A 20,556-nucleotide genomic window follows, 5' to 3' on the forward strand; every position below is an offset into this window, starting at 1 on the left:
GGAGTCGCCTCCCGCCGACAGGGCTCAGGCGCCGCGGTGGATGTTCAGCCCGGCGAAGGACTGGCTGACCGGCATCATTTCCAGCGTGTTGATGTTGACGCGCGCCGGCAACGTGGCGACCCAGAATACCGACTCGGCGATGTCTTCCGGCGTCAGCGCATCGGCGCCTTCGTAGGTTTTATTGACCTTGCCGTCATCGCCCTTGAAGCGCACGTTGGAGAATTCGGTGCCGCCCACCAGGCCCGGCTCGATATCGGTCACGCGGATGCGCGTGCCGTGCAGATCGGCGCGCAGGCCCAGGCTGAACTGCTTGACGAACGCCTTGGTGGCGCCGTACACGTTGCCGCCGGCATAGGGCCAGTTGGCGGCGGTGGAACCGATGTTGATCACGTGGCCGACGTTGCGCTCGACCATGGCCGGCAGCAGCGCGCGGGTCATGTTCACCAGCCCTTTGGCGTTGGTGTCGATCATGGTTTCCCAGTCATCGGCGTTGGCCTTGTGCGCCGGCTCCAGCCCCAGCGCCAGCCCGGCGTTGTTCACCAGCACGTCGATCTGGCGCAGCTCGGCCGGCAGCGCTTCTATCACCTGCTGAATGGCGGCGCGGTTGCGCACGTCGAGCCGCACGATGTGCAGCGCTTCCCCCAATTCTTCCTGCAGCGCTTCGAGACGCTCAAGGCGGCGCCCGGCGGCGATCACCTGGTGGCCTTCACGGATAAAACGGCGTGCGATCGCCTCGCCGAAACCGGAGGTGGCGCCGGTAACAAAAATAATCATGTTGCTGTTCCTCAACTGTTTTTACCCTACATGCCTCTATCATTAGCACAAACCCGCAGGCAGTGGCAGCGGTTATCACGGCGGAAAGGAAAAAAGGTCACACCGGGCCAGCGGCCCGATGCTGATTAGCGCTGAGGCGGCAGGTGGTAGACCACGGCGTCATACTTGATGCGTTCGCAACGGCCTGCCAGCACGCCGCCCAGCGACTCGACGAGGCGGCGGCTGGCGGTATTCTGCTCGGCCACCGGGTAGAGAAAGTGCGGCGGCTGAAAGCGCTCGCTGGCCCAGCGCGCGATGCCCTGCACGATTTCGCGGCCGTAGCCCTGGCCATGCAGGCTCTCTTTCACCCAGATGCCCAGCTCCGGGGTGGGGCTGCGCAGGTTGTGCGCGCCGCCGACGCCGACGAACTGCCGGTCTTCGCGCCGGCGGGCGACGAAGATCACTTCTTCGCCTTCGCGCATCAGCGGCAGCCAGCTTTGCCAAACGTTGGCGAAATCCTCCGGCGACGCCTCCGGCTCAAAGGTCATAAAGCGCGTCAGAGTGGGGGTGATCGCCTGGTAAACATCGTCGGCGTCTGCTGCGGTAAAGGGGGCAATCAACAAACGGTCGGTGTCAACGCGGCACTGAGAAAGGTCATTATGATTCATGTTATTCCCTCGCTTTTCAGGCCAGAATGGCAAAAAAATCCGCGCCCATAAGTCGGGGCGGATCGTCGATACTACGCGCATTGGCGGCAGAAGCGACTTATTTTTCGCCGCTGCGACGGCGCGGAGGAACGTTTTTATGTGACGTCGTCACGTTGATGGGAAAGGCGGCGGGCACGGTTAACCGCGCCCGCCGTTGAGGATCAGAACTTCACCGAACCTTGCAGATAGATCGTGCGCGGCTGGCCGATGTACAGACCTTTGTTGTTGTCGTCATAGGCGCGGGTGAAATACTCGTGGTTGAACAGGTTTTTCACGCCGACGCCCAGATTCAGGCCGGCCATTTCCGGGCCGAAATCATAGGCGGCGCGCACGCCCCACAGCATGTAGCCGGGAATGCGGCCGGTGCTGCCGTCGGCGCTTTCCGCCACGGTGTTGGCGTTGTCGGCGAACTGGCTGGACTGGAACTCGCCGTTAAGGTTAAACGCCCAGTTGCCCGGCGTGTAGTCCAGCCCCAGGGTGCCTTTATGCTTCGGCGAGAACGGCACCTGGTTGCCCTTGTAGCCGCCGTCTTCGCGGATGGTGGCGTTGACGTAGGCGTAGCTGGCGTAGGCGGTCAGGTCGTCCAGTTTCGGCGTCAGCTGCGAAAGATCGTAACGCAGGCTGCCTTCCAGTCCGGCGTGGCGGGTTTTGCCGCGCGCGGTCACGCTGTCGGTCACCTGGTTGGAATCGTACTGGTTGTTGAAGTTGATCAGGAACAGCCCGATCTCGCCGGTCAGTGCATCGCCGGCGTAGCGGGTGCCCAGTTCCCAGGTGCGCGCCTTCTCCGGTTCAATCTTGCCGCTGTTGACTGCCTTGCCCATCTGGCTGTATTGCACGGTGCCGAAGGAGCCTTCGGTGTTGGCGTACAGGTTCCAGTATTCGTTCAGGTGATACATCACGTTCAACGCCGGCAGCGGCGCGTTATAGCTGACGTCGAGGCGGTTGTTCTTGATGTAGTTGTTCTGATACGACTTGATGTACTCGTAGCGCATGCCCGGCGTGATGGTCCAGTCGCCGATGTCGATGCGATCGTCGAGATAGAAGGCGTGCGCCTCGGTGCCGGACTGGGTGTCGCGATCGTACGGGCTGGCGGTGGACGGCAGCCTGCCGGTGCTGGCCTTGCTGGTGTAGCGCAGCTCATGGGTGGATTCACTGACGTAACGGTAGCCGACGCCGACCTCATGGGCGGAATCTCCCCAGCGGAAACTTTGGCTGTAGCGCGGTTCTACGCCGCGCACCCAGTATTCGCGCGGCGACAGCGTCAGGTTCTTGCCCTGATCCAGATAGCCGCTGCGCAGGGTGTAGGTGTAGAAGCTCTGCACGTCGAACTTGTGCTGCTGATCAGGCTGATATTGGTAGCCGAAGTTCGCCAACTGGCGGCGGCCCCAGAACTTGTCGTACGGACGCGTAGACTGGAACGGGTTGGCGTTGTAGTCCGCCCGGCTCAGGCCGCCCGGCATGTTCGCTTCGCCTTCGTAGTATTGCAGCAGGCTGTTGAAGGTGTGCACCTCGTTCGGGGCGTAGCGGCTTTTCAGCATCACGTCGTCGATCTTGGTTGCGCTGTGCTCGCGCCAGTCGCTGCCGCGGGTGCCGGAGTAAAGCAGCGCCGCGCCGAAGCCGTTGTCGGCGGTGCCGCCGATCATCAGGTTGCCGGTGCCTTTGGGGTGATCCTGGCGCGAGGTCGGGCTGAGCTGCCCCTGCATGCCGGCCTCCAGGCCGAAGGTTTTCGGGATGGCGCGGGTGACGAAGTTGACCACGCCGCCGACGCTCTGCGGCCCGTAGCGCACCGCGCCGCCGCCGCGTACCACGTCAATCGCATCCATATTGCCGAGCGAGACCGGCGCCAGCGACAGCTGCGGCTGGCCGTAAGGGGCGAAGGGCACCGGAATGCCGTCCATCAGCACGGTGGAGCGGCTGGCGAGGCGCGGGTTGAGGCCGCGTATGCCGAAGTTCAGCGCCATATCGTGGCTGCCGGTGCCGTTGTTCTCCGGGGCCACCACGCCCGGCACGCGGTTCAACGCTTCACGCACGGTGGTGGTGCCGGTTTTGACGAAGTCTTCGCGGCGCACTACGTCGCGCGCGCCGGGGTGTTCGAACACGTCTGCCTGACGGCCTTCCGCCAGCCAGTCGCCGACCACGGTGATGTCCTCTTCTTTCTGCGGCTGCGGCAGTTTGGCCAGCGTGTAGCCGTTGTTGCCGAGCGCTTTAGCCTGCAGGCCGCTGCCCGCCAGCAGGGCCTGCAGGCCGTCATCGACGCCGTAGCTGCCGCTCAGGCCCGGCGAACGTTTACCGGCGGTCAGTGCGCCGTCCACCGAGAGCGCGATGCCGGCGCGCGCGGCGAAAGCGTTCAGCGCGCCGTCCAGCTCACCGGCCGGAATGTGATAGGCGGCAGCGGCGCTGGCGGCGCTCGCCATCTGCGGTGCAGCGAAGACCAAACCAATGGCCACGGCCAGCGGCGTGGCCCGTTTTCCCCAAAGCGAAGCCGGAGCGACCTTTCCCCAAGCGTTGTTCATACCTTCTCCTGAATCATTTTTTATTTATTGCTGCAGTGTTTTCCTGGGAGTCGGATGAGCAAAGCAAAAGGGATAATCAAGAATGCGATTTTTTATCATTTTCATTAAAAAAATTCAGGCGGGGACGATTTGCAACCAATAGCGGGTAAAGCCTTGCAGGCGTACCGGCAGCGTCTGGCTGAGCAGGGCGAGGGCGCGATCGGTATCGTTGAGCGGGAAACTGCCGCTGACGCGCAGGCCGGCAACGGCCGGATCGCAGCTCAGGTGGCCGCGCCGATAGCGCGCCAGTTCGGCGATCACCCGGTCCAGCCGCCACTGGCTGACGCTCAGCACGCCGTGCAGCCAGCCGTCTTCCGCCGCAGCCGGTTGCTTATCGCTGAAGGCCGCCGCGCTGAAGCTTATCTGTTCGCCGGCGTTCACCCGGCGCTTTTGTTGCGAGTCTTGCGCCAGCTGCGCTTCGACTGCATGCTCCAGCACCGTCAGGCGCGTTTCGCCGCCGCTCTCGCGCACCAAAAAACGGGTGCCGAGCGCACGCATCGCCCCTTGCGGGCTCTGCACCCACAGCGGCCGGGCATCGCGTCCGGTAACCAGGCTGATTTCCCCGGCGTGCAAGCGGATCAGCCGTTGGCGATCGTCGTAATGCACGTCCACCGCGCTGGCGGTGTTCAGCACCAACTGGGTGCCGTCGCTTAACACAATGGGTTTGATTTCGCCGGTGGCGGTGCGGTAGTCGGCGCGCAGCTCCTGGCCGAGTGGCGACCGGTAGAAGAAGCCGCCGCCGCCCACGCCGAGCAACAGCAGCAGGCTTTTCAGCAGGGTGCGGCGATCGATCGCCGATTGACGGCCGGCGCGATCGAGCGCGCGATAGCTGAATTTGCCCGGCACGCCCTGCAGCTGGCTCTGCAACGCTTCGACGCGCTGCCAGGCCCAGCGGTGATCGTCATGCTGCTGGTGCCAGGCTTGCCACTGTTGGCGCTGGCGTTCGGTGACGTGCTCGTCGCACAGCAGGGCATACCAGTGTGCGGCCATTTTCAGCGCCTGGCGCTGCTCGGAGGTGATGGCGTTGCTCATGAATAAACGTCGTTTTCGAGGCTGAACAGCAGGCAATGCTCGGTGGCTTTGGCCATGTATTTTTTAACCGAACTGACCGACACGCCGAGGCGCGCGGCGATGTCCGCATAGCCCAAGCCTTCGAGCTGCGACAACAGAAAGGCCTGCTTTACCTTCGGCCCCAGGCCGTCGAGCATGGCGTCGATCTGCTGCAGGCTTTCCAGCAGGCTCTGGCGCTGCTCCGGCGACGGGGCGTAGCCTTCCGGGATCAGCGCCAGCATCTCAAGATAGGCGCGCTCCAGCGTTCTGCGGCGGAACAGATCGACCATCACCCGCTTGGCGACGGTGACCAGAAAATCTTTCGGCTCGCGCAGGGTCGCCGCGGCGTCGTTTTTCAGCAGGCGCATAAAGGTGTCCTGCGCCACATCGTCCGCGTCGAAAGCGCAGCCCAGCCGCCGACGCAACCATCCCTGCAACCAGGCGTGGTGGGTGGCGTAAAGGCGCGACAGCGCGGCGTGCGGGGCAGAGGCGGTGGCGGACATGGTTTTCGCATTGCTGGTCAAAAAGATGCGCGGATGATAATTGAGAATAGTTATCGTTTCAAGTTTGGCCGTTGCCTCCAGGCTGGGGTTCCGCCCCCGGACGCGGCGTTGAAATAAAGCGGACGGTCGTAAAGAGCGTCGTTTGCCCATTAAAGGTGCAGCGGCGCGGTGTTATTTCGGCAAGCAAACGGTTGCTATTTATCCGCCGTCGAAGACTGAGCGTGGGTCTTATTCTCTTTCGCCGGCCTATGCTTTTAGGTTAATTACCAATCAATTGTTTTTATTTAAAAATGTATTTTATCGCCGCCTGTTGGCACACGGCTTGCTATGCTTAATCCGGTCTTTGCGTTTGGGTAAAAAGGGCCTTGTTTCATCATCGCAATTTATTATGCGGATGGGCTTGGCCGGTCGTCACAAGGAAGAAAATAATGGCACTGCAATTTACCACGGCTATTCGTGGCAATTTTTTTGATATCGCAGCCTGTGTGGAGGCGCCGCAACAGCTCGAAGAACGCCTGCGGCATGTTCCCGACGGTTTGCTGCTGCTGAACGACGGCGTCATCGTCTGGTTCGGCAGCTGGCGGCAGGGCGAGGCGCTGCTGCCGCCGGGCTTCGCGGTCACGGAGTATCGTGACAAGCTGATCGTGCCGGGTTTTATCGATACCCATATCCACTATCCGCAAACCGAAATGATTGGCGCCTATGGCGATCAACTGCTGGACTGGTTAAACAATTACACCTTCCCGACCGAAAGCCGTTACGACTGTGAGCAGCACACCGACGCGATGTCGGCTTTCTTTCTGCAGCAGTTGCTGAGTAACGGCACCACCACCGCGCTGGTGTTCGGCACCGTGCATCCACAGTCGGTCGATGCGCTGTTCAGCCAGGCGGCGGCGCTGAACATGCGCCTGATCGCCGGCAAGGTCATGATGGATCGCCATGCGCCGGAGGCGCTGCTGGAAACGCCGGAGCAGAGTTATCGCCAGACGCGCGAACTGATCGAGCGCTGGCACGGCAAAGGCCGCCTCGGTTACGCCATTACGCCGCGCTTTGCGCCCACCAGTACGCCGGCGCTGCTGGCGCAGGTGCAGCGGCTGCGCGAAGAATATCCCGACGTTTGGCTGCAGACGCACCTGAGCGAGAACCCGCAGGAAGTGGCCTGGGTAAAAGCGTTGTTCCCGCAACACCGCAGCTATCTGGATGTTTACCACCGCTACGGCATGACCGGCGATAAAAGCGTATTCGCCCATTGCCTGCATCTGGAGGAGCAGGAGTGGGACTGCCTGTGCGATACCCGCTCGGCGATCGCCTTTTGTCCCACCTCCAACCTGTTTCTCGGCAGCGGGCTGTTTGACCTGCAGCAGGCCTGGCGCAAGCGGGTGAAGCTCGGTATCGGCACCGACGTGGGGGCCGGCACCACCTTCAATATGCTGCGCACGTTAGGCGAGGCGTACAAGGTCGGCCAGCTGCAGCATTACCGGCTCTCGGCCGTAGAAGCGTTCTATCATGCCACCCTGGGCGGCGCGCGCGCGCTGGCGCTGGACGACAAAATCGGCAACTTCAACGTCGGCAAAGAGGCGGATTTCGTGGTGCTCGATCCGGCGGTCACGCCGCTGCAGCAGCTGCGTCACGCCAACAGCGCCACGCTGATGGAGCAAGGGTTTGTGCTGATGACCCTGGGGGACGATCGCAACATTTATCGCACCTATGTGGACGGTAAGGTGGTTTATCAGGCGCCGCGCTGACGCAGCCGCGCCTGCAGCCAAACGCTGAGCGGCGAGACGGCGACGGCGATCAGTGCGCATAACCACAGCAGGCGTTGCAAACTGCGCGGGGTGAGGCCGCCGCTCAGCAGCGCGGAAGAGAGCAAGAAGGCCACCGTGGCGCTCAGGTGTATCAGGGCGGTTTGCAGCGTGCAGAAGGCGGCGCGTTGCCGATTGTCCGGCCAGCGCATGCTCAGGGAAGAGATCGCCACCAGCCGCGCGTAGGCCGCCGCGAGAAACGTCACCATAAACAGTTCAGCGCGATCGCCACCGCGCGCCGCCAGCCACAGGCTGCCCAGCAGCAACAGCGTGGCGCTCACCGTCAGCGTCACGGCGCCAACGCGTTGCAACCAGCGGCCCGCCAGCACGGTCGCCAGATAGCCGGCCACGCCGCCGATGAGAAACAGCCAGGACAAATGCGCGTCTGCCACCTGTAACCGCTGGGTGAGCAGCGGCGCCAGCACCGGGATCAGCAGCATCGGGCTGAACTGCGTCAGACCGGCGGCGGAGGCGAACAGCAACAGCCGGCGATCGAGCGTGACGGGCGCGGCAGCCTGTGGCTGCGGCGCATCCCTGGGAACGAACAGCGCCACCAACACCGCCGCCAGCAGACACAGCCCGCCGATAGTCACCAGCGCGGCGCGCCAGCTTGCCACCTCGCACAGGTACAGCATGCCCGGCATGCCGACGATGCTCACCAGCGAAAAAGATGCGATCACCGTCGCCAACATTCGGCCGTGCAGCGCGGCCGGCGCGGCGTTGAGCAGCAAGCCGATCCCCACGCCCATCGTGGTGCCGCCCAGCAGACCGGCCAGCAGCCGCAGCGCCAACAGCCAATAAAACTGCTGGGTTGCGGCGATCAGTAAGGTCGTCACCCCCAGCAGCGCGACGTTGAGCAGCAGAAAACGCCGCTTCTCAACGCCGCCGATCCAATAGAACGCGCCGATGCCGGAAATCACCGCCGCCAGCGTATAGGCCGCGCTGACATAACCGGCGTAACTGACGGGCACGGAAAAGTCGGCGGCCATATAGAGAAATATCGGGTTGAACACCATGTATTCCAGGGCATTGGTGAATTGAATAAAGGCGATGACCAGCGCTATCGCCGTCAGCTTTCTCGCGGGTGTCATAAGCATCCATGGGTTGCAGAATCAGGCCGGCAGTGTAGCGTTTGGCGTTGCGCGGGATTAGGTGGTAGAAATGGCATGGTTTGTTATCAAATGTGGGATAATCATGCGCGCCAAATTGGATTTAAACCTGTTACGCATTTTCGTGGCGGTGGTGGAGCAAGGCAGCTTCGTCGGGGCCGCTCGGGCGCTGGCGATGCCTACCTCCAACGTCAGCCGCGCTATCTCGCAGCTGGAGCGCCAGCTCGACCAGCGCTTAATCGAGCGCAGCACCCGCTCAATGCGGCTGACGCCGAACGGCCAACTGTTGCATGAGCGGGCTCAGCCGTTGCTGGCGTCGCTCGATCACACCGCGCAAACGCTCAGCGAACGGCAGCAACAGCTGCGCGGGCCACTGCGCCTGTGCGTGCCGAATGAAGTGGGGCCATATCTGTTGGGCGATCCGTTGGCGGCCTTCGCCCTGCAGCATCCGCAGATCGAAATCAGCTGCGTCACCAATCTGGCGGGAATGGCGTCCCTGCTTGACGATGTCGATCTGGCGGTGATGATCAGCCGGGGCATGCTGGACGACAGCGACTATGTCGCGCAGCCGCTGGCGTCTTTCCCCTGTATCGTGGTGGCCGCGCCGGCGCTGCTGGCGCAGTGGCCGCCGACGGCGGAGATTGAGCAATTCACGCAATTGCCCTGTATCAGTACGGTGGATGCGCTGAAGGGCATGCCGTGGCAGTTCGTGCGCCCGGACGGCAAGTTCGTTACCGTCCCGGTCAATGCGCGCTATCGCGTCAATAGCGGGGAGATGGCGCTGAAGGCGGCCCTGGCCGGCGTGGGGTTCGCCATGCTCTCCGAGCTCGGTTGCCGGCCGTTTCTGGCCGACGGACGTTTGGTTGAGATACCGCTGGCCTTGCCGCCGGCGCCGCTGCAGCTGTATGCCGTTTATCCCGGCCGCCGCTATCTGCCGGCCAAAACGCGCGCGCTGCTGACCTTTCTGATACAGCAGGTTGGCGAGGCGACTAACTTCTAATCACTTGTTTTTGCTCAAACTGCCAACTGCGCCTAAGCTAGGTGGTGACTCAGAGGGAGCCATTCCCCGAGACCTTATTCCGTGAACATGGAGGAGTTTCGATTTGATGCGTTTATCCACATTGGTGCTGGCGATCGGCATGGCGCTGGGCTCGCAGGCACAGGCAGCAGAAACCCAACCTCACGCCGACCATAGCGCGCTGCCCAGCGGCCAGGCGAAGGAGGCTACCGTGACCGGTGAAGCCAATCAGCACGACAAGCAAAAGACCCAAAACCCGTTCTTCTATCAAAGCCGTCTGCCGTTCCAGGCGCCGCCGTTCAACCTGATCAAGGAGAGCGACTACGCGCCGGCGATCGAAGCGGGCATCAAGCAAAAGCGGGAAGAGGTGGAGAAGATCGCCAACAACCCGGCCAAGCCCAACTTTAAAAATACCTTCGTGGCGCTTGAGCAGGCCGGCTCGCTGCTGACGCGGGTGATGAACGTGTTCGGCGCCATGACCTCGGCCAACACCAGCGACGCGCTGCAGAAGCTGGATGAAGAGACCTCGCCGAAGCTGGCGGCGCTGAACGACGACATCATGCTCAACGGCAAATTGTTCGCGCGCATCAAGGCCATTTATCAGGATCGCGATGCGCTGAAGCTGGATCCGGAATCGCGCCGGCTGGTGGAAGTCACCTATAAGAACTTCGAGCTGGCGGGCGCCAACCTGTCGGACGCCGACAAGGCCAAGCTGAAAGCGCTGAACCAGGAAGCGGCGACGCTGAGCACCCAGTTCACCAACAAACTGCTGGCGGCGAGCAAAAACGGCGCGCTGGCGATAACCGACCAGGCGAAGCTGAACGGTCTGTCCGAAGGTGAGCTGGCGGCGGCAGCGCAGGCGGCCGCCGAGCGCAAGCTGGAGAAACAGTGGCTGTTGGTGCTGCAGAACACCACCCAGCAGCCGCTGCTGCAGAGCCTGAAAGATCGCGATACCCGCAAAGCGCTGTTCGACGCCTCCTGGACGCGGGCGGAGAAGGGCGACGGCAACGATACCCGCCAGACCATTTCCCGACTGGCCAAGGTGCGCGCCGAGCAGGCCAAGCTGTTGGGTTACCCGAACTACGCCGCCTGGAAACTGCAAAACCAGATGGCCAAGACGCCGGATGCCGCGCTGAGCTTTATGCGCAACATCGTGCCGGCGGCCACCGCGCGCGCCGAACGTGAAGCCAAAGACATTCAGGCGGTGATCGACCAGCAGAAAGGCGACTTCAAGGTGCAGGCCTGGGACTGGCAGTTCTACGCCGAACAGGTGCGCAAGGCCAAGTACGATCTGGACGAGTCGCAGATCAAACCTTACTTCGAGCTGAACAACGTGCTGAACAACGGCGTGTTCTACGCCGCCAACCTGCTGTACGGCATCAGCTTCAAAGAGCGCAAGGACATTCCGGTCTACCAGCCGGACGTTAAGGTGTATGAAGTGTTCGACAAGGACGGCAAATCGCTGGCGCTGTTCTATACCGACTACTTCAAGCGCGATAACAAGGGCGGCGGCGCCTGGATGAGCAACTTCGTCGATCAGTCGAAGCTCAATGGCACCAAGCCGGTGATCTACAACGTCGCCAACTTCACCAAACCGGCGCCGGGGCAGCCGGCGCTGCTGTCGTATGACGACGTGATCACCATGTTCCACGAGTTCGGCCACGCGCTGCACGGCATGTTCGCCGATCAGGAATACCCGAGCCTGTCGGGCACCAACACCGCGCGCGACTTCGTCGAGTTCCCGTCGCAGTTCAACGAGCACTGGGTCAGCGATCCGAAAGTGTTCAGCCACTTCGCCAAGCACTACCAGACCGGCGAGGCGATGCCGCAGGAACTGGTCGACAAGATCAAGAAGGCCGACAAGTTCAACAAGGGCTACAGCATGACCGAGCTGCTGTCCGCCGCGCTGCTGGATATGCACTGGCACATGCTGACCGCCGATCAGCCGCAGCAGGACGTGGACAAGTTCGAGGCCGAGTCGCTGCAAAAAGACAAGGTCGATCTCAGCTACGTGCCGCCGCGCTACCGTTCCAGCTATTTCCAGCACATCTGGGGTAACGGCTACGCTGCGGGCTATTACGCCTATCTGTGGACGGAAATGCTGGCGGACGACGCCTTCCAGTGGTTCACCGAACACGGTGGCCTGACCGCCGAAAACGGCCAACGCTTCCGCGACATGATCCTGTCGCGCGGCAACAGCCAGGATCTGGAGAAGCTGTACATCGACTGGCGCGGCAAAGAGCCGAGCATCGAACCGATGCTGATCAACCGCGGGCTGAAGGACGAGTAAGTTCGGCCATTCCCGGTAAGCAAACAAAAGGGCGCATTATGCGCCCTTCGTCTTTTTGGCGTGGCCGACGCTCAGCGGTTCACCACCAGCCCGGAGAGGTTGGGCAGCGATGTGATGTCGCTGAGCGTCACGACAACGCTGAATGTGAAACCGCAGGCACAAGATGGCGCGGCTGCGCACTGAGCCGCCTCAGGCATGGCGCAGGAACGCCACCAGCCGCTGCGCCGGCAGCGGCAGCTGCGCCAGGTCACGCACCGCGATCGACAGGCGCCGGGTTGCCCACTCGTCTGTCAACGTCAGTGCGCTGTGCCGAATTTGCGGATGGCGTTGGGCGCTCTCTTCCGGCACCACCGCCAATCCGGCACCGCGCAGCACCATGCGGCAGATGGCGTCGAAATGAGCCGCGCGCGCCCGCAGCCGCATCGGGCCGCCGCTGCGTATCGCCAGCTGTTCCAGATGCTGTTGCAGCGCACTCTCTTCCGGCAGGCCGATGAAATCAAAAGGCAAGGCGTCCGCAAAGCTGAGCGTGCGGCGGCCGCTGAGCGCATGCCCCGGCGGCAGCGCCAGCACCAGGCGATCCTGGCGAAAAGGGTAGCTTGTTAGCCCGCGCAGATCGGCGTGATCCGCCACGATGCCGATATCCGCCGCCCGTTCAGCGACCGCCTGCGCGATGGCCGGGCTGGGCAGCTCCTCCAGTACGATATCGGTATGCGGGTGCAGCACCAGAAAATCCGCCAGCAGCTCCGGCAGAAAAGCGTCGGCGGCGACGGTATTGGCGACGATGCGCAGCCGGCTGCGCTGGCCCGGCGCGAACTCGGCCAGGTCGCCGCGCAACCGCTCACGCTGCTGCAATAGCACCCGCGCGTGATGCAACAGGCGCTCACCGGCGGGCGTCGCCTGGACGCCGCGCGGATTGCGCGTCAGCAGCGCTACGCCGGCCTGTTGCTCCAGCCCGCGCATGCGGGCGCTGGCGGCGGCCAGCGACAGCCCGACGCGCTCGGCGCCGGCGGTGATGCTGCCGGTCTCGAGTACCGCCGCCAACAGCCGCAGATCGATAAAGTCAAAATGCATGCGTTTTCCCTCTGTCTTTGCCGCAGGCAGGCTCTGCCATTGCTGCATTGTGCCGCGCTATATCACCGGCCACAATCGAGCCGTTGATTCGCCATAAGGATAGACGCATGTCGCTGACGTTACTCGAAATTGTCGCCCTGACGGGCATTTTTACACTGGCCGGCACGGTCAAAGGAGCGATCGGTCTGGGGCTGCCGACCGTGTCGATGGGGCTGCTCAGCCTGATGATGCCGCCGGGGCAGGCCGCCGGGCTGCTGCTGTTGCCCTCGCTGATCACCAACCTGTGGCAGTTGCTGTGCGGACCGCGGTTGGGGGCGCTGTGGCGGCGGCTCTGGCCGATGATGCTGTGCGTCACGCTGGGCACGTTGTTGAGCGCGGGGGCGCTCACTGCCGGCGACGGCCGCCTGGCGCCGCTGGCGCTGGGCGTGTGTCTGATCGGTTATGCGCTGCTGGGTTTTACCCGTTTCGACTGGCGCGTTTCCGCTGCGGCGGAACCCTGGTTGGGGCCGCTGTGCGGCCTGGTGACCGGTGCGCTGACCGGCGCCACCGGAGTGTTCGTCATTCCGGCGGTGCCTTACCTGAATGCGTTGGGCCTGGCGCGCGACGATCTGGTGCAGGCGCTGGGGCTGTCGTTCACCGTCTCGACGCTGGCGCTGGCCGCCGGTTTAGCCTGGCATCAGGCGCTGCCCGCCACGCTGCTCGGCGGTTCGCTGTTGGCGCTGTTGCCGGCGTTGGGCGGCATGTGGCTGGGGGAGAGGGTGCGCCGTCATTGTCGCCCGCAGCTGTTCCGCCGCCTCTTCTTTATTGGGCTATTAATCTTGGGCGTTGAGATTATTTGGCGATTCAATTAATTGAATCGATAGCATGTGCGTGTAATTAGGTTCGATATATTATTCTGGGGTTTATTTTAATATGATGAGTTGCAATGTTTAGAACACACTTTTCTTATTGGTTTTTTTTCATGAAATACAGGGTGGTTATGGATTGTTATTAGTGTGTTTTACATTTGCCACTACAGCTGTTTTTAATGACTGTAAAACCAGTAAACCCATAGGAGAGTATTTATGAAGGAAATTTTAAGTAGCCAATTCGATGCGGTGTCAGGTGGATGGCAGGATCGAGATGGGAGCGGCAAAAGATCGTCTGATAACGGAGGCTCTGGTGCTTCAGATCGTGGTGGAAATAACGGCGGTGACCGCGGGCCTCAGTCATTCTTGTCAAAAAACAGCCCTTATGGCAGTGGTTCCGGCGCCAGTGGTTTCTGGGGGAATGGCAGCTCTACAGGAAATGGTTATGGCGGCAATGGCACTGGGCCGAGAGAAACCAGAGAATCCGGAACCAAACGCTAATTAACAGCTGCAATCCCAGCACAGAAGTAACATTCTGTGCTTTTATGGGGTATATGATGAATAAATATGTTGTTTTTATAAAGAGCGATGAGTCAAGGGTACTGAGAAAGGAAGTGGTTACACGAGAAATAATTAAAGACATGAAGCGGAAGGGGTTCAGAAAGCATCATGTTGAAGTAGAAGCTGAGAACGAAAACGATGCTATTAACAAATTAAATAAGAACAGCAATGACTACCTAGACTCATTGAGAAATTTTTCTGGTGATTTATTGTTTTGTTCTATTTGTGTCATTGTTATGGTCATGGTTTATTTGTTTAACTGACCCATAATCCAGAGTTGAATCATTCGGATTTTTTATACTATATTTTGCGTGGTGATTTAAATGAGCCATCAGATATTGGGTGTGGATTTATCAAAGACAGAAAAGCCATCCGTTCCAAATATCTTGCACTTTATATGGATTGGTGACTTAAATGAAGTAAATACTCATTATGTCGATATATGGAAAAAGACGAATAAAGATAAGCAGATATTCTTTTGGTATGACAAAGACGCTTCACTGTGTCATTTGCTAAACAATGCCATACGCGATTTCGTCAACGCCGAAAAAAAATAAATTTAAGGTTGAATTGAAAATAAAAAATCACGCCTTTAATTATATATACCCAAAGATAATGGAGGGCTTTTCTTTTGATGAACTGATTGTTGAATTCTTAATTAAAAATGAAATTCCTTATCAGAAACCGCCAAAAGCGATTGAAGACGCATGGTTTGAAAGTAGAGGTTTTACAAAAAAATGTATAACGGAGCTTTTTTGCAATGGTTTCGATGATTTCATGAGATATTATTATTATGAGATTATATTAAGGTGTAATCTTGCCAGTGCAAGCGACATAGTCCGGCTTTTAATTATCTACCAATATGGCGGGACTTATGTAGATGTTGATACACTCCCATATACTGACAGCATATATCATGGATTAAATAAACATATAGAAGATGAGGGCATTATCGAGAGTAACTCGTTTCTATTATTTAAGACCGTGTGTTTTTTAAAAAAGACAAATTCAGAAGAGCTATGGCCTGCAGCAGTGATCGGCTGCGATGAAAATGAGTTAGGAGTAGATGCTGTTGGATTTGAAAAAATAAAACAGCTTGTCGAACAGGACCTCTCTGGTTTTTCTTTGGATATGATACTGCCATTGGGTGAAACATACGTTCATAAAAATTTATTGGCGTTAGGATCACTCAGAAGATTTAAAGGTGTTTATTTTAATAATTTCATATCTTCTCATCAAAAATCAAAAGCGATAAGGATCATCCTTAGAACCATGAAGAAAAGGTATCGCTTTTTGGAAAAAAGCAATTGCATATTTGATTGTTACGTTGATGACAAGCCCAAGTGTTATCTGACCAGGCTTTTAACATGGAGAACCGAGTTAACAACAAGGGACTATTGTGTGACTCAGGTCTTAACTGGTCCGGGATTGATTGTCGAGGTTTTATTGGGGTTGGCTTATAAAGTATTCAATATTGAATATTCAGTTGAGCCACATGTTATAGCCGAGTACATGCAAAATGCTGATTTTGGAATTGCATTATTTCAACACAACATAGATACACCTGATGGCGTCTATTCCACATGGAGAAAATAAAAAATAGCTTTGGACGCAAGGTGGTTTAAGTTTCGATGGATTATTGCCAATCTAATAGCGTGTGAGTTTTGTCATTATACTTCACTAAGGGACGCTGCTCATGTTTCGCCAGGAAGCGATCGAGAATCAGAAAATGAAATGGCGTGGCAGGGCGCTCCTGCTACCCGGTATTCCCGTTTGGGGCACGACAGGGCTCTGCCTGTTTTTCTTCATCGCCTTTCTCACCTTCGCGATCGCCGGTACCTATACCCGGCGGGTCAACGTGACCGGTGAGATCAGCACTTATCCGCGCGCCGCCAACGTTTATTCCGTCGTCCAGGGGATAGTGGTCAAGCAATTCGTCACCGAAGGGCAGGTGATTGCCGCTGGTGCCCCCATTTACCAGATCGACGTCAGCAAGAGTACCCGTAGCGGTGTGATCAGCGACAATCAGCGCCGGGATATCGATGGCCAGCTGGCACGCATTGCGCAAATCATCAACCGACTGGAAAGCAGCAAGCTGGCCACGCTTATCATGCTGGAACAACAGAAGGCGCAATACACCGCCGCATTCACCCGTTCCACCGATATCCTCAAACGCGCCCAGGAAGGGACACGCATCATGAAGGAAAACATGGAGAACTACCGGCACTATCAGACCAAGGGGCTGATCAATAAGGACCAGCTTACCAACCAGGTGGCGCTGTATTACCAGCAGCAGAACAACCTGCTGGGCCTGTCCGGCCAGAACGAACAGAATGCGCTGCAGATCACCGCGCTGGAAAGCCAGATCCATATCCAGGCTGCCGAATTCGACAACCAGATTTACCAGATGGAGCTGCAGCGCTACGAGCTGCAAAAGGAGCGGCAAAACATAGATGCCACTGGCGATATTATCGTTCGCGCGCTGGCCGGCGGCCGTATCGATTCGCTGAGCGTCACGGTTGGCCAAATGGTCAACGTCGGCGACAGTCTGCTGCAGATTATCCCGCAAAACATCGATCGCTATGCCCTGGTACTGTGGGTGCCCAACGACGCTATCCCCTACATCGCCGCCGGCGATAAGGTCAATGTGCGCTATGACGCTTTTCCGGCGGAGAAATTTGGCCAGTTTGCCGGTACGGTGGCCGTCATCTCCAAAGCCCCGGCCTCGCCGCAGGAAATGCTGACCTATCAGGGAGCGCCCAAAGCGGCGCTGACCGCCGCCGTGCCGTACTACAAGGTGATCGTCATGCCGGAGAAACAGGCCATTGCCTATGACGGTAAACGTCTGAGCCTGGAAAACGGCATGAAAGCGCAAAGCCCCCTGTTTCTGGAAAAAAGGAAGATTTATAAATGGATGCTGTCGCCGTTCTACGACATGAAACACAGCGCGACGGGGCCAGTCAATGAGTAGGGCCACATTCAAACAACGGGTCAGCCAACTGGATCTGCGGTTGCGCCACCGGGTTTCGATGGTGCACCAGACCGAGTCGTCGGAATGCGGGCTGGCCTGTCTGGCGATGATCTGCGGTTATTACGGCAAAAATATCGACCTGATCGCGCTGCGCCGGCAGTTCAACCTGTCAACCCGCGGTGCAACGCTGGTTGGACTGACCGGTATCGCCGAGCAATTGGGGTTGAGCACCCGTCCCCTGTCTCTGGATCTGGACGAACTCGGCGCGCTAAAACTGCCCTGCATTCTGCACTGGGAATTCAACCATTTTGTGGTGCTGGTCAGCGTCAAAGGCCACCGCGCAGTGCTGCATGATCCGGCGCGCGGGCGCCGGGCCGTCAGCCTGACGGAACTGTCGCACAGTTTCACCGGCGTAGCGCTTGAGGCCTGGCCTGGCAGCGAATTCACCGCCGACAGCGTCCGTCATCGCATTCATCTTCGCACGCTGATCGGCAGCGTGCATGGCCTCAAGGGGGCGCTCGGCAAAATCTTTTGCCTGTCCCTGGTATTCGAAACCGTCAACCTGGTGATGCCCATCGGCACGCAGCTGGTGATGGATCACGCTATTCCTGCCGGAGATCGCGGGTTACTGTCGCTCATCTGCGCCGGATTGATGCTGTTTATCTTGTTGCGGGCCGCCATCGGCATGGTGCGGGCATGGTCAGGATTGGTCATGGCGACGCTTATCAACGTTCAGTGGCAGTCCGGGTTGTTCACCCATCTGCTGCGCCTGCCACTCGGTTACTTTGAACGTCGTAAGCTGGGGGACATTCAGTCACGCTTCGGTTCACTGGATACGCTGCGCAGCACTTTCACCACCAGCATCGTCGGCGCCATCATGGACGGCATCATGGTGATCGGTGTGCTGGTGATGATGGCGCTGTATGGCGGCTGGCTGACCTGGGTAGTGCTCACTTTCACTGCGCTTTATGTGTTGATGCGACTGCTGACCTACGGCTATTACCGTCAGCTGTCCGAGGAGGCGCTGGTGAGAGAGGCTCGGGCCGGCTCGTATTTTATGGAAACGCTGTACGGTATCGCTACCGTCAAGATGCAGGGCATGGCAGAACGCCGCATCGCTCACTGGCTAAACCTTGAAATCGACACCATCAACACGGGGATCCGCGTCACCCGAATGGACATGCTGTTTGGCGGGATCAACACCTTCATAGCGGCGTGTGACCAGATCGTCATTCTGTGGTTGGGAACCAGCCTGGTGATCGATAACCAGATGACCCTCGGCATGTTCGTGGCGTTCGGCGCCTTTCGGGGGCAGTTCTCCGACCGCATCGGGTCGCTGACGGAATTTTTGCTGCAGCTGCGCATGATGAGCCTGCATAACGAGCGCATTGCCGATATCGCCCTGCATCCGCGGGAGGAGCGTAAACCCGATCACCCTTACACGGCGGGCCTGCAACCTTTGGGATTGACGACCCATGCCCTGAGCTATCGTTACGACAGCCAGTCACCGGCTATCTTTGATGGCCTGGACATCAGCGTTGCGCCGGGCGAAAGCGTGGCCATCGTGGGCCCGTCCGGCGCCGGCAAAACCACGCTGATGAAGGTGTTGTGCGGACTGTTTACCCCGGCTTCAGGGCGGGTTGAGGTGAGCGGCGTTGATATCCGGCAGCTCGGCATCAACAACTACCACAAAATGATTGCCTGCGTGATGCAGGACGACAAACTGTTCTCCGGCTCAATCCGCGAAAATATCTGCGGGTTCGCGGACGAGATGGATGATGCCTGGATGGAAGCCTGTGCCCGTGCCAGCTATCTGCATGAGGTGATCATGCGCATGCCGATGGGGTATGAAACCCCGATCGGCGAGTTGGGGGAGGGATTGTCCGGCGGGCAAAAACAACGGCTATTCATAGCCCGGGCAATCTACAAGAAACCGGCTATTTTGTTCCTGGATGAGGCCACCAGTGCACTGGATAAGGAGAGCGAAGCTGCCGTGAATCAGGCAATTAAGAGACTCAATATCACTAAGCTGATCATTGCCCACCGTGAAACGACCATTGCGTCGGCAGATCGGGTTATCCATCTTGGATAAGGGGGGATATCACCCGTGCCACAAGCCATTTACATTGCTTTTCTCCCTAAAAACCCAATAAGTGGCGATGGGGCAAGGCTATTTTTGCTGCTCGATTCCGCTTTCAATTTACGGCGCGGCGCATTGCGCGATATTCTGGTTTTCTGATGGGCTAACGGCGGATGAGGGAACCATGACAGACAGCCAGGCATTTGAACAACAAAGCCTCGATAATCTGCTGAGCTATTGGCGGCGCCACCGCCGCCTGCCGGGCGCGCGTTATCCGGCCGGCCCGACCGACACCCTGTGCGACGTGCCGGGCGTCAGCGTCGGGCATCACACGCTGGCCGACGGCGAATGCCAGACCGGCGTCACCGCCATCGTGCCGCCGGGCGATCTGTTCAACCAGCCGCTGCCGTGCGGCAGCGCGGTGCTCAACGGCTTCGCCAAGCCGCTGGGGCTGGTGCAGCTGAACGAACTGGGGGTGCTGCAAACGCCTATCCTGCTGAGCAACACCTTCGCGGTCGGCACGCTGTTCAACGCCATGGTGCGGCGCAGCTGCCGGCGCTATCCGCAGATCGGCCGCGGCAGCGCCACCATCAACCCGCTGGTGCTGGAGTGCAACGACGGCTACCTCAACGATATTCAGGCGATGGCGGTGCGTGAGGAGCACGTCTTCAGCGCGCTGGATAACCATTCCACCCGCTTTGCGCGCGGTAGCGTCGGCGCCGGGCGCGGCATGAGCAGTTTCGGCTTGAAAGGGGGCATCGGCACCGCCTCGCGCTATTGCCCGGGGCTCGGCACCACGCTCGGCGTGCTGGTGTTGGCCAACTTCGGCACTCTCGACTCGCTGACGCTGAGCGGCGTGCGCGTCGGCCAGGCGCTGGGCAAGCTGTTGGCGGATCCGCCGCCGCAGGTGGACGCCGGTTCGGTCATCATCATCATCGCCTGCGATCGGGCGCTGGACAGCCGCCAGCTGAACCGCATCGCCCGCCGCGCGGGCGCGGGCCTGGGGCGGGTGGGCAGCCATTGGGGGCACGGCTCCGGCGACATCGCGCTGGCGTTCTCCACTCGGTTGCTGGGGGCGACGCTGCCGGACGAACGGCTGGAGCCGCTGTTCGCGGCGGCGGCGGACGCCACCGAATACGCGGTGCTGGATGCGTTGCTCAGCGCCGAAGGCATCAGCGGCTTCGAGCAGCATGCGCGCGTGGCGCTGGGCCCGCTGCTCGATCGGCTGGCGGCAAATTAAA

19 protein-coding genes are annotated in these 20,556 nt (G+C 59.5%); 12 read left to right on the top strand and 7 right to left on the bottom strand.

The window, feature by feature from the left end:
- Positions 1-24: 24 nt before the first annotated feature.
- From ydfG to fecI, 5 genes are all read right to left on the bottom strand, one after another.
- The gene (gene ydfG, locus ACJ8PE_RS20460; protein ID WP_033642989.1) at positions 25-774 is read right to left on the bottom strand and encodes a bifunctional NADP-dependent 3-hydroxy acid dehydrogenase/3-hydroxypropionate dehydrogenase YdfG; all 750 of its coding nucleotides are present in this window, start codon (positions 772-774) and stop codon (positions 25-27) included.
- Between the two features lie 125 nt (positions 775-899).
- The gene (locus ACJ8PE_RS20465) at positions 900-1,421 is read right to left on the bottom strand and encodes a GNAT family N-acetyltransferase (RefSeq protein WP_060660756.1); all 522 of its coding nucleotides are present in this window, start codon (positions 1,419-1,421) and stop codon (positions 900-902) included.
- Between the two features lie 200 nt (positions 1,422-1,621).
- Positions 1,622-3,973, bottom strand: a complete 2,352-nt coding sequence (fecA, locus tag ACJ8PE_RS20470) for a TonB-dependent Fe(3+) dicitrate receptor FecA (RefSeq protein WP_197760579.1) — start codon at positions 3,971-3,973, stop codon at positions 1,622-1,624.
- 114 nt (positions 3,974-4,087) lie between these two features.
- Positions 4,088-5,044 (bottom strand): ferric citrate uptake sigma factor regulator FecR, encoded by a 957-nt coding sequence (gene fecR, locus ACJ8PE_RS20475; RefSeq protein WP_197794442.1) that lies wholly within the window; start codon positions 5,042-5,044, stop codon positions 4,088-4,090.
- The gene (fecI, locus tag ACJ8PE_RS20480; protein ID WP_197792885.1) at positions 5,041-5,565 is read right to left on the bottom strand and encodes a ferric citrate uptake sigma factor FecI; all 525 of its coding nucleotides are present in this window, start codon (positions 5,563-5,565) and stop codon (positions 5,041-5,043) included. The genes fecR and fecI overlap by 4 nt, the downstream gene beginning before the upstream one ends.
- 142 nt (positions 5,566-5,707) lie before the next feature.
- Here fecI and ACJ8PE_RS20485 point away from each other — a divergent pair, with 142 nt between their 5' ends.
- Positions 5,708-6,037, top strand: coding sequence for a hypothetical protein (locus ACJ8PE_RS20485; RefSeq protein WP_197760576.1), 330 nt, complete (start codon positions 5,708-5,710; stop codon positions 6,035-6,037).
- Complete coding sequence (gene guaD / locus ACJ8PE_RS20490; protein WP_108680664.1) at positions 5,994-7,310, top strand: guanine deaminase; 1,317 nt, start codon at positions 5,994-5,996, stop codon at positions 7,308-7,310. Before ACJ8PE_RS20485 ends, guaD begins: the two co-directional genes overlap by 44 nt.
- On the opposite strand, the gene ACJ8PE_RS20495 is transcribed toward guaD, so the two are convergent.
- Positions 7,295-8,458 (bottom strand): MFS transporter, encoded by a 1,164-nt coding sequence (locus tag ACJ8PE_RS20495; RefSeq protein WP_442536858.1) that lies wholly within the window; start codon positions 8,456-8,458, stop codon positions 7,295-7,297. The genes guaD and ACJ8PE_RS20495 overlap by 16 nt on opposite strands.
- A 103-nt stretch (positions 8,459-8,561) precedes the next feature.
- Here ACJ8PE_RS20495 and ACJ8PE_RS20500 point away from each other — a divergent pair, with 103 nt between their 5' ends.
- Both ACJ8PE_RS20500 and dcp read left to right on the top strand, forming a co-directional pair.
- Entirely contained in the window at positions 8,562-9,476 is a 915-nt protein-coding gene (locus tag ACJ8PE_RS20500) for a LysR family transcriptional regulator (RefSeq protein WP_197792883.1), read from the top strand.
- Positions 9,477-9,582: 106 nt separating this feature from the next.
- A complete protein-coding gene (gene dcp, locus ACJ8PE_RS20505) occupies positions 9,583-11,784 on the top strand; it encodes a peptidyl-dipeptidase Dcp (RefSeq protein WP_197794434.1) in 2,202 nt (733 codons plus the stop codon).
- Between the two features lie 189 nt (positions 11,785-11,973).
- On the opposite strand, the gene ACJ8PE_RS20510 is transcribed toward dcp, so the two are convergent.
- Positions 11,974-12,855 carry a LysR family transcriptional regulator gene (locus ACJ8PE_RS20510; protein WP_197760572.1) on the bottom strand — a complete coding sequence of 294 codons (882 nt, stop codon included), beginning with the start codon at positions 12,853-12,855 and terminating at the stop codon, positions 11,974-11,976.
- Positions 12,856-12,962: 107 nt separating this feature from the next.
- On the opposite strand from ACJ8PE_RS20510, the gene ACJ8PE_RS20515 reads away from it, so the two are divergent.
- The 8 genes from ACJ8PE_RS20515 (at position 12,963) to ACJ8PE_RS20550 (ending at position 20,555) form a co-directional block, all read left to right on the top strand.
- On the top strand, positions 12,963-13,706 hold the full coding sequence (locus ACJ8PE_RS20515) for a sulfite exporter TauE/SafE family protein (protein ID WP_197760571.1): 744 nt from the start codon (positions 12,963-12,965) through the stop codon (positions 13,704-13,706).
- Positions 13,707-13,919: 213 nt separating this feature from the next.
- Positions 13,920-14,204, top strand: coding sequence for a hypothetical protein (locus ACJ8PE_RS20520; RefSeq protein ID WP_161796309.1), 285 nt, complete (start codon positions 13,920-13,922; stop codon positions 14,202-14,204).
- A 56-nt stretch (positions 14,205-14,260) separates the two neighbouring features.
- Positions 14,261-14,527 (top strand): hypothetical protein, encoded by a 267-nt coding sequence (locus ACJ8PE_RS20525; RefSeq protein WP_047026332.1) that lies wholly within the window; start codon positions 14,261-14,263, stop codon positions 14,525-14,527.
- A gap of 60 nt (positions 14,528-14,587) precedes the next feature.
- A complete protein-coding gene (locus ACJ8PE_RS20530) occupies positions 14,588-14,821 on the top strand; it encodes a TcdA/TcdB catalytic glycosyltransferase domain-containing protein (protein ID WP_232099389.1) in 234 nt (77 codons plus the stop codon).
- A complete protein-coding gene (locus ACJ8PE_RS20535) occupies positions 14,784-15,860 on the top strand; it encodes a TcdA/TcdB catalytic glycosyltransferase domain-containing protein (protein ID WP_232099388.1) in 1,077 nt (358 codons plus the stop codon). Before ACJ8PE_RS20530 ends, ACJ8PE_RS20535 begins: the two co-directional genes overlap by 38 nt.
- A gap of 100 nt (positions 15,861-15,960) precedes the next feature.
- Positions 15,961-17,235: an HlyD family secretion protein gene (locus ACJ8PE_RS20540; protein WP_197792880.1), complete on the top strand. Its 1,275-nt coding sequence runs from the start codon at positions 15,961-15,963 to the stop codon at positions 17,233-17,235.
- Positions 17,228-19,327: a peptidase domain-containing ABC transporter gene (locus ACJ8PE_RS20545; protein ID WP_197792879.1), complete on the top strand. Its 2,100-nt coding sequence runs from the start codon at positions 17,228-17,230 to the stop codon at positions 19,325-19,327. The genes ACJ8PE_RS20540 and ACJ8PE_RS20545 overlap by 8 nt, the downstream gene beginning before the upstream one ends.
- A 172-nt stretch (positions 19,328-19,499) precedes the next feature.
- Complete coding sequence (locus tag ACJ8PE_RS20550) at positions 19,500-20,555, top strand: P1 family peptidase (protein WP_197792878.1); 1,056 nt, start codon at positions 19,500-19,502, stop codon at positions 20,553-20,555.
- The last annotated feature ends 1 nt before the right edge of the window (position 20,556 follow it).

Origin of the sequence: Serratia sp. CY74737 (assembly GCF_052166775.1) — a bacterium.
GTDB classification, from domain to species: Bacteria; Pseudomonadota; Gammaproteobacteria; order Enterobacterales; family Enterobacteriaceae; genus Serratia; species Serratia ureilytica.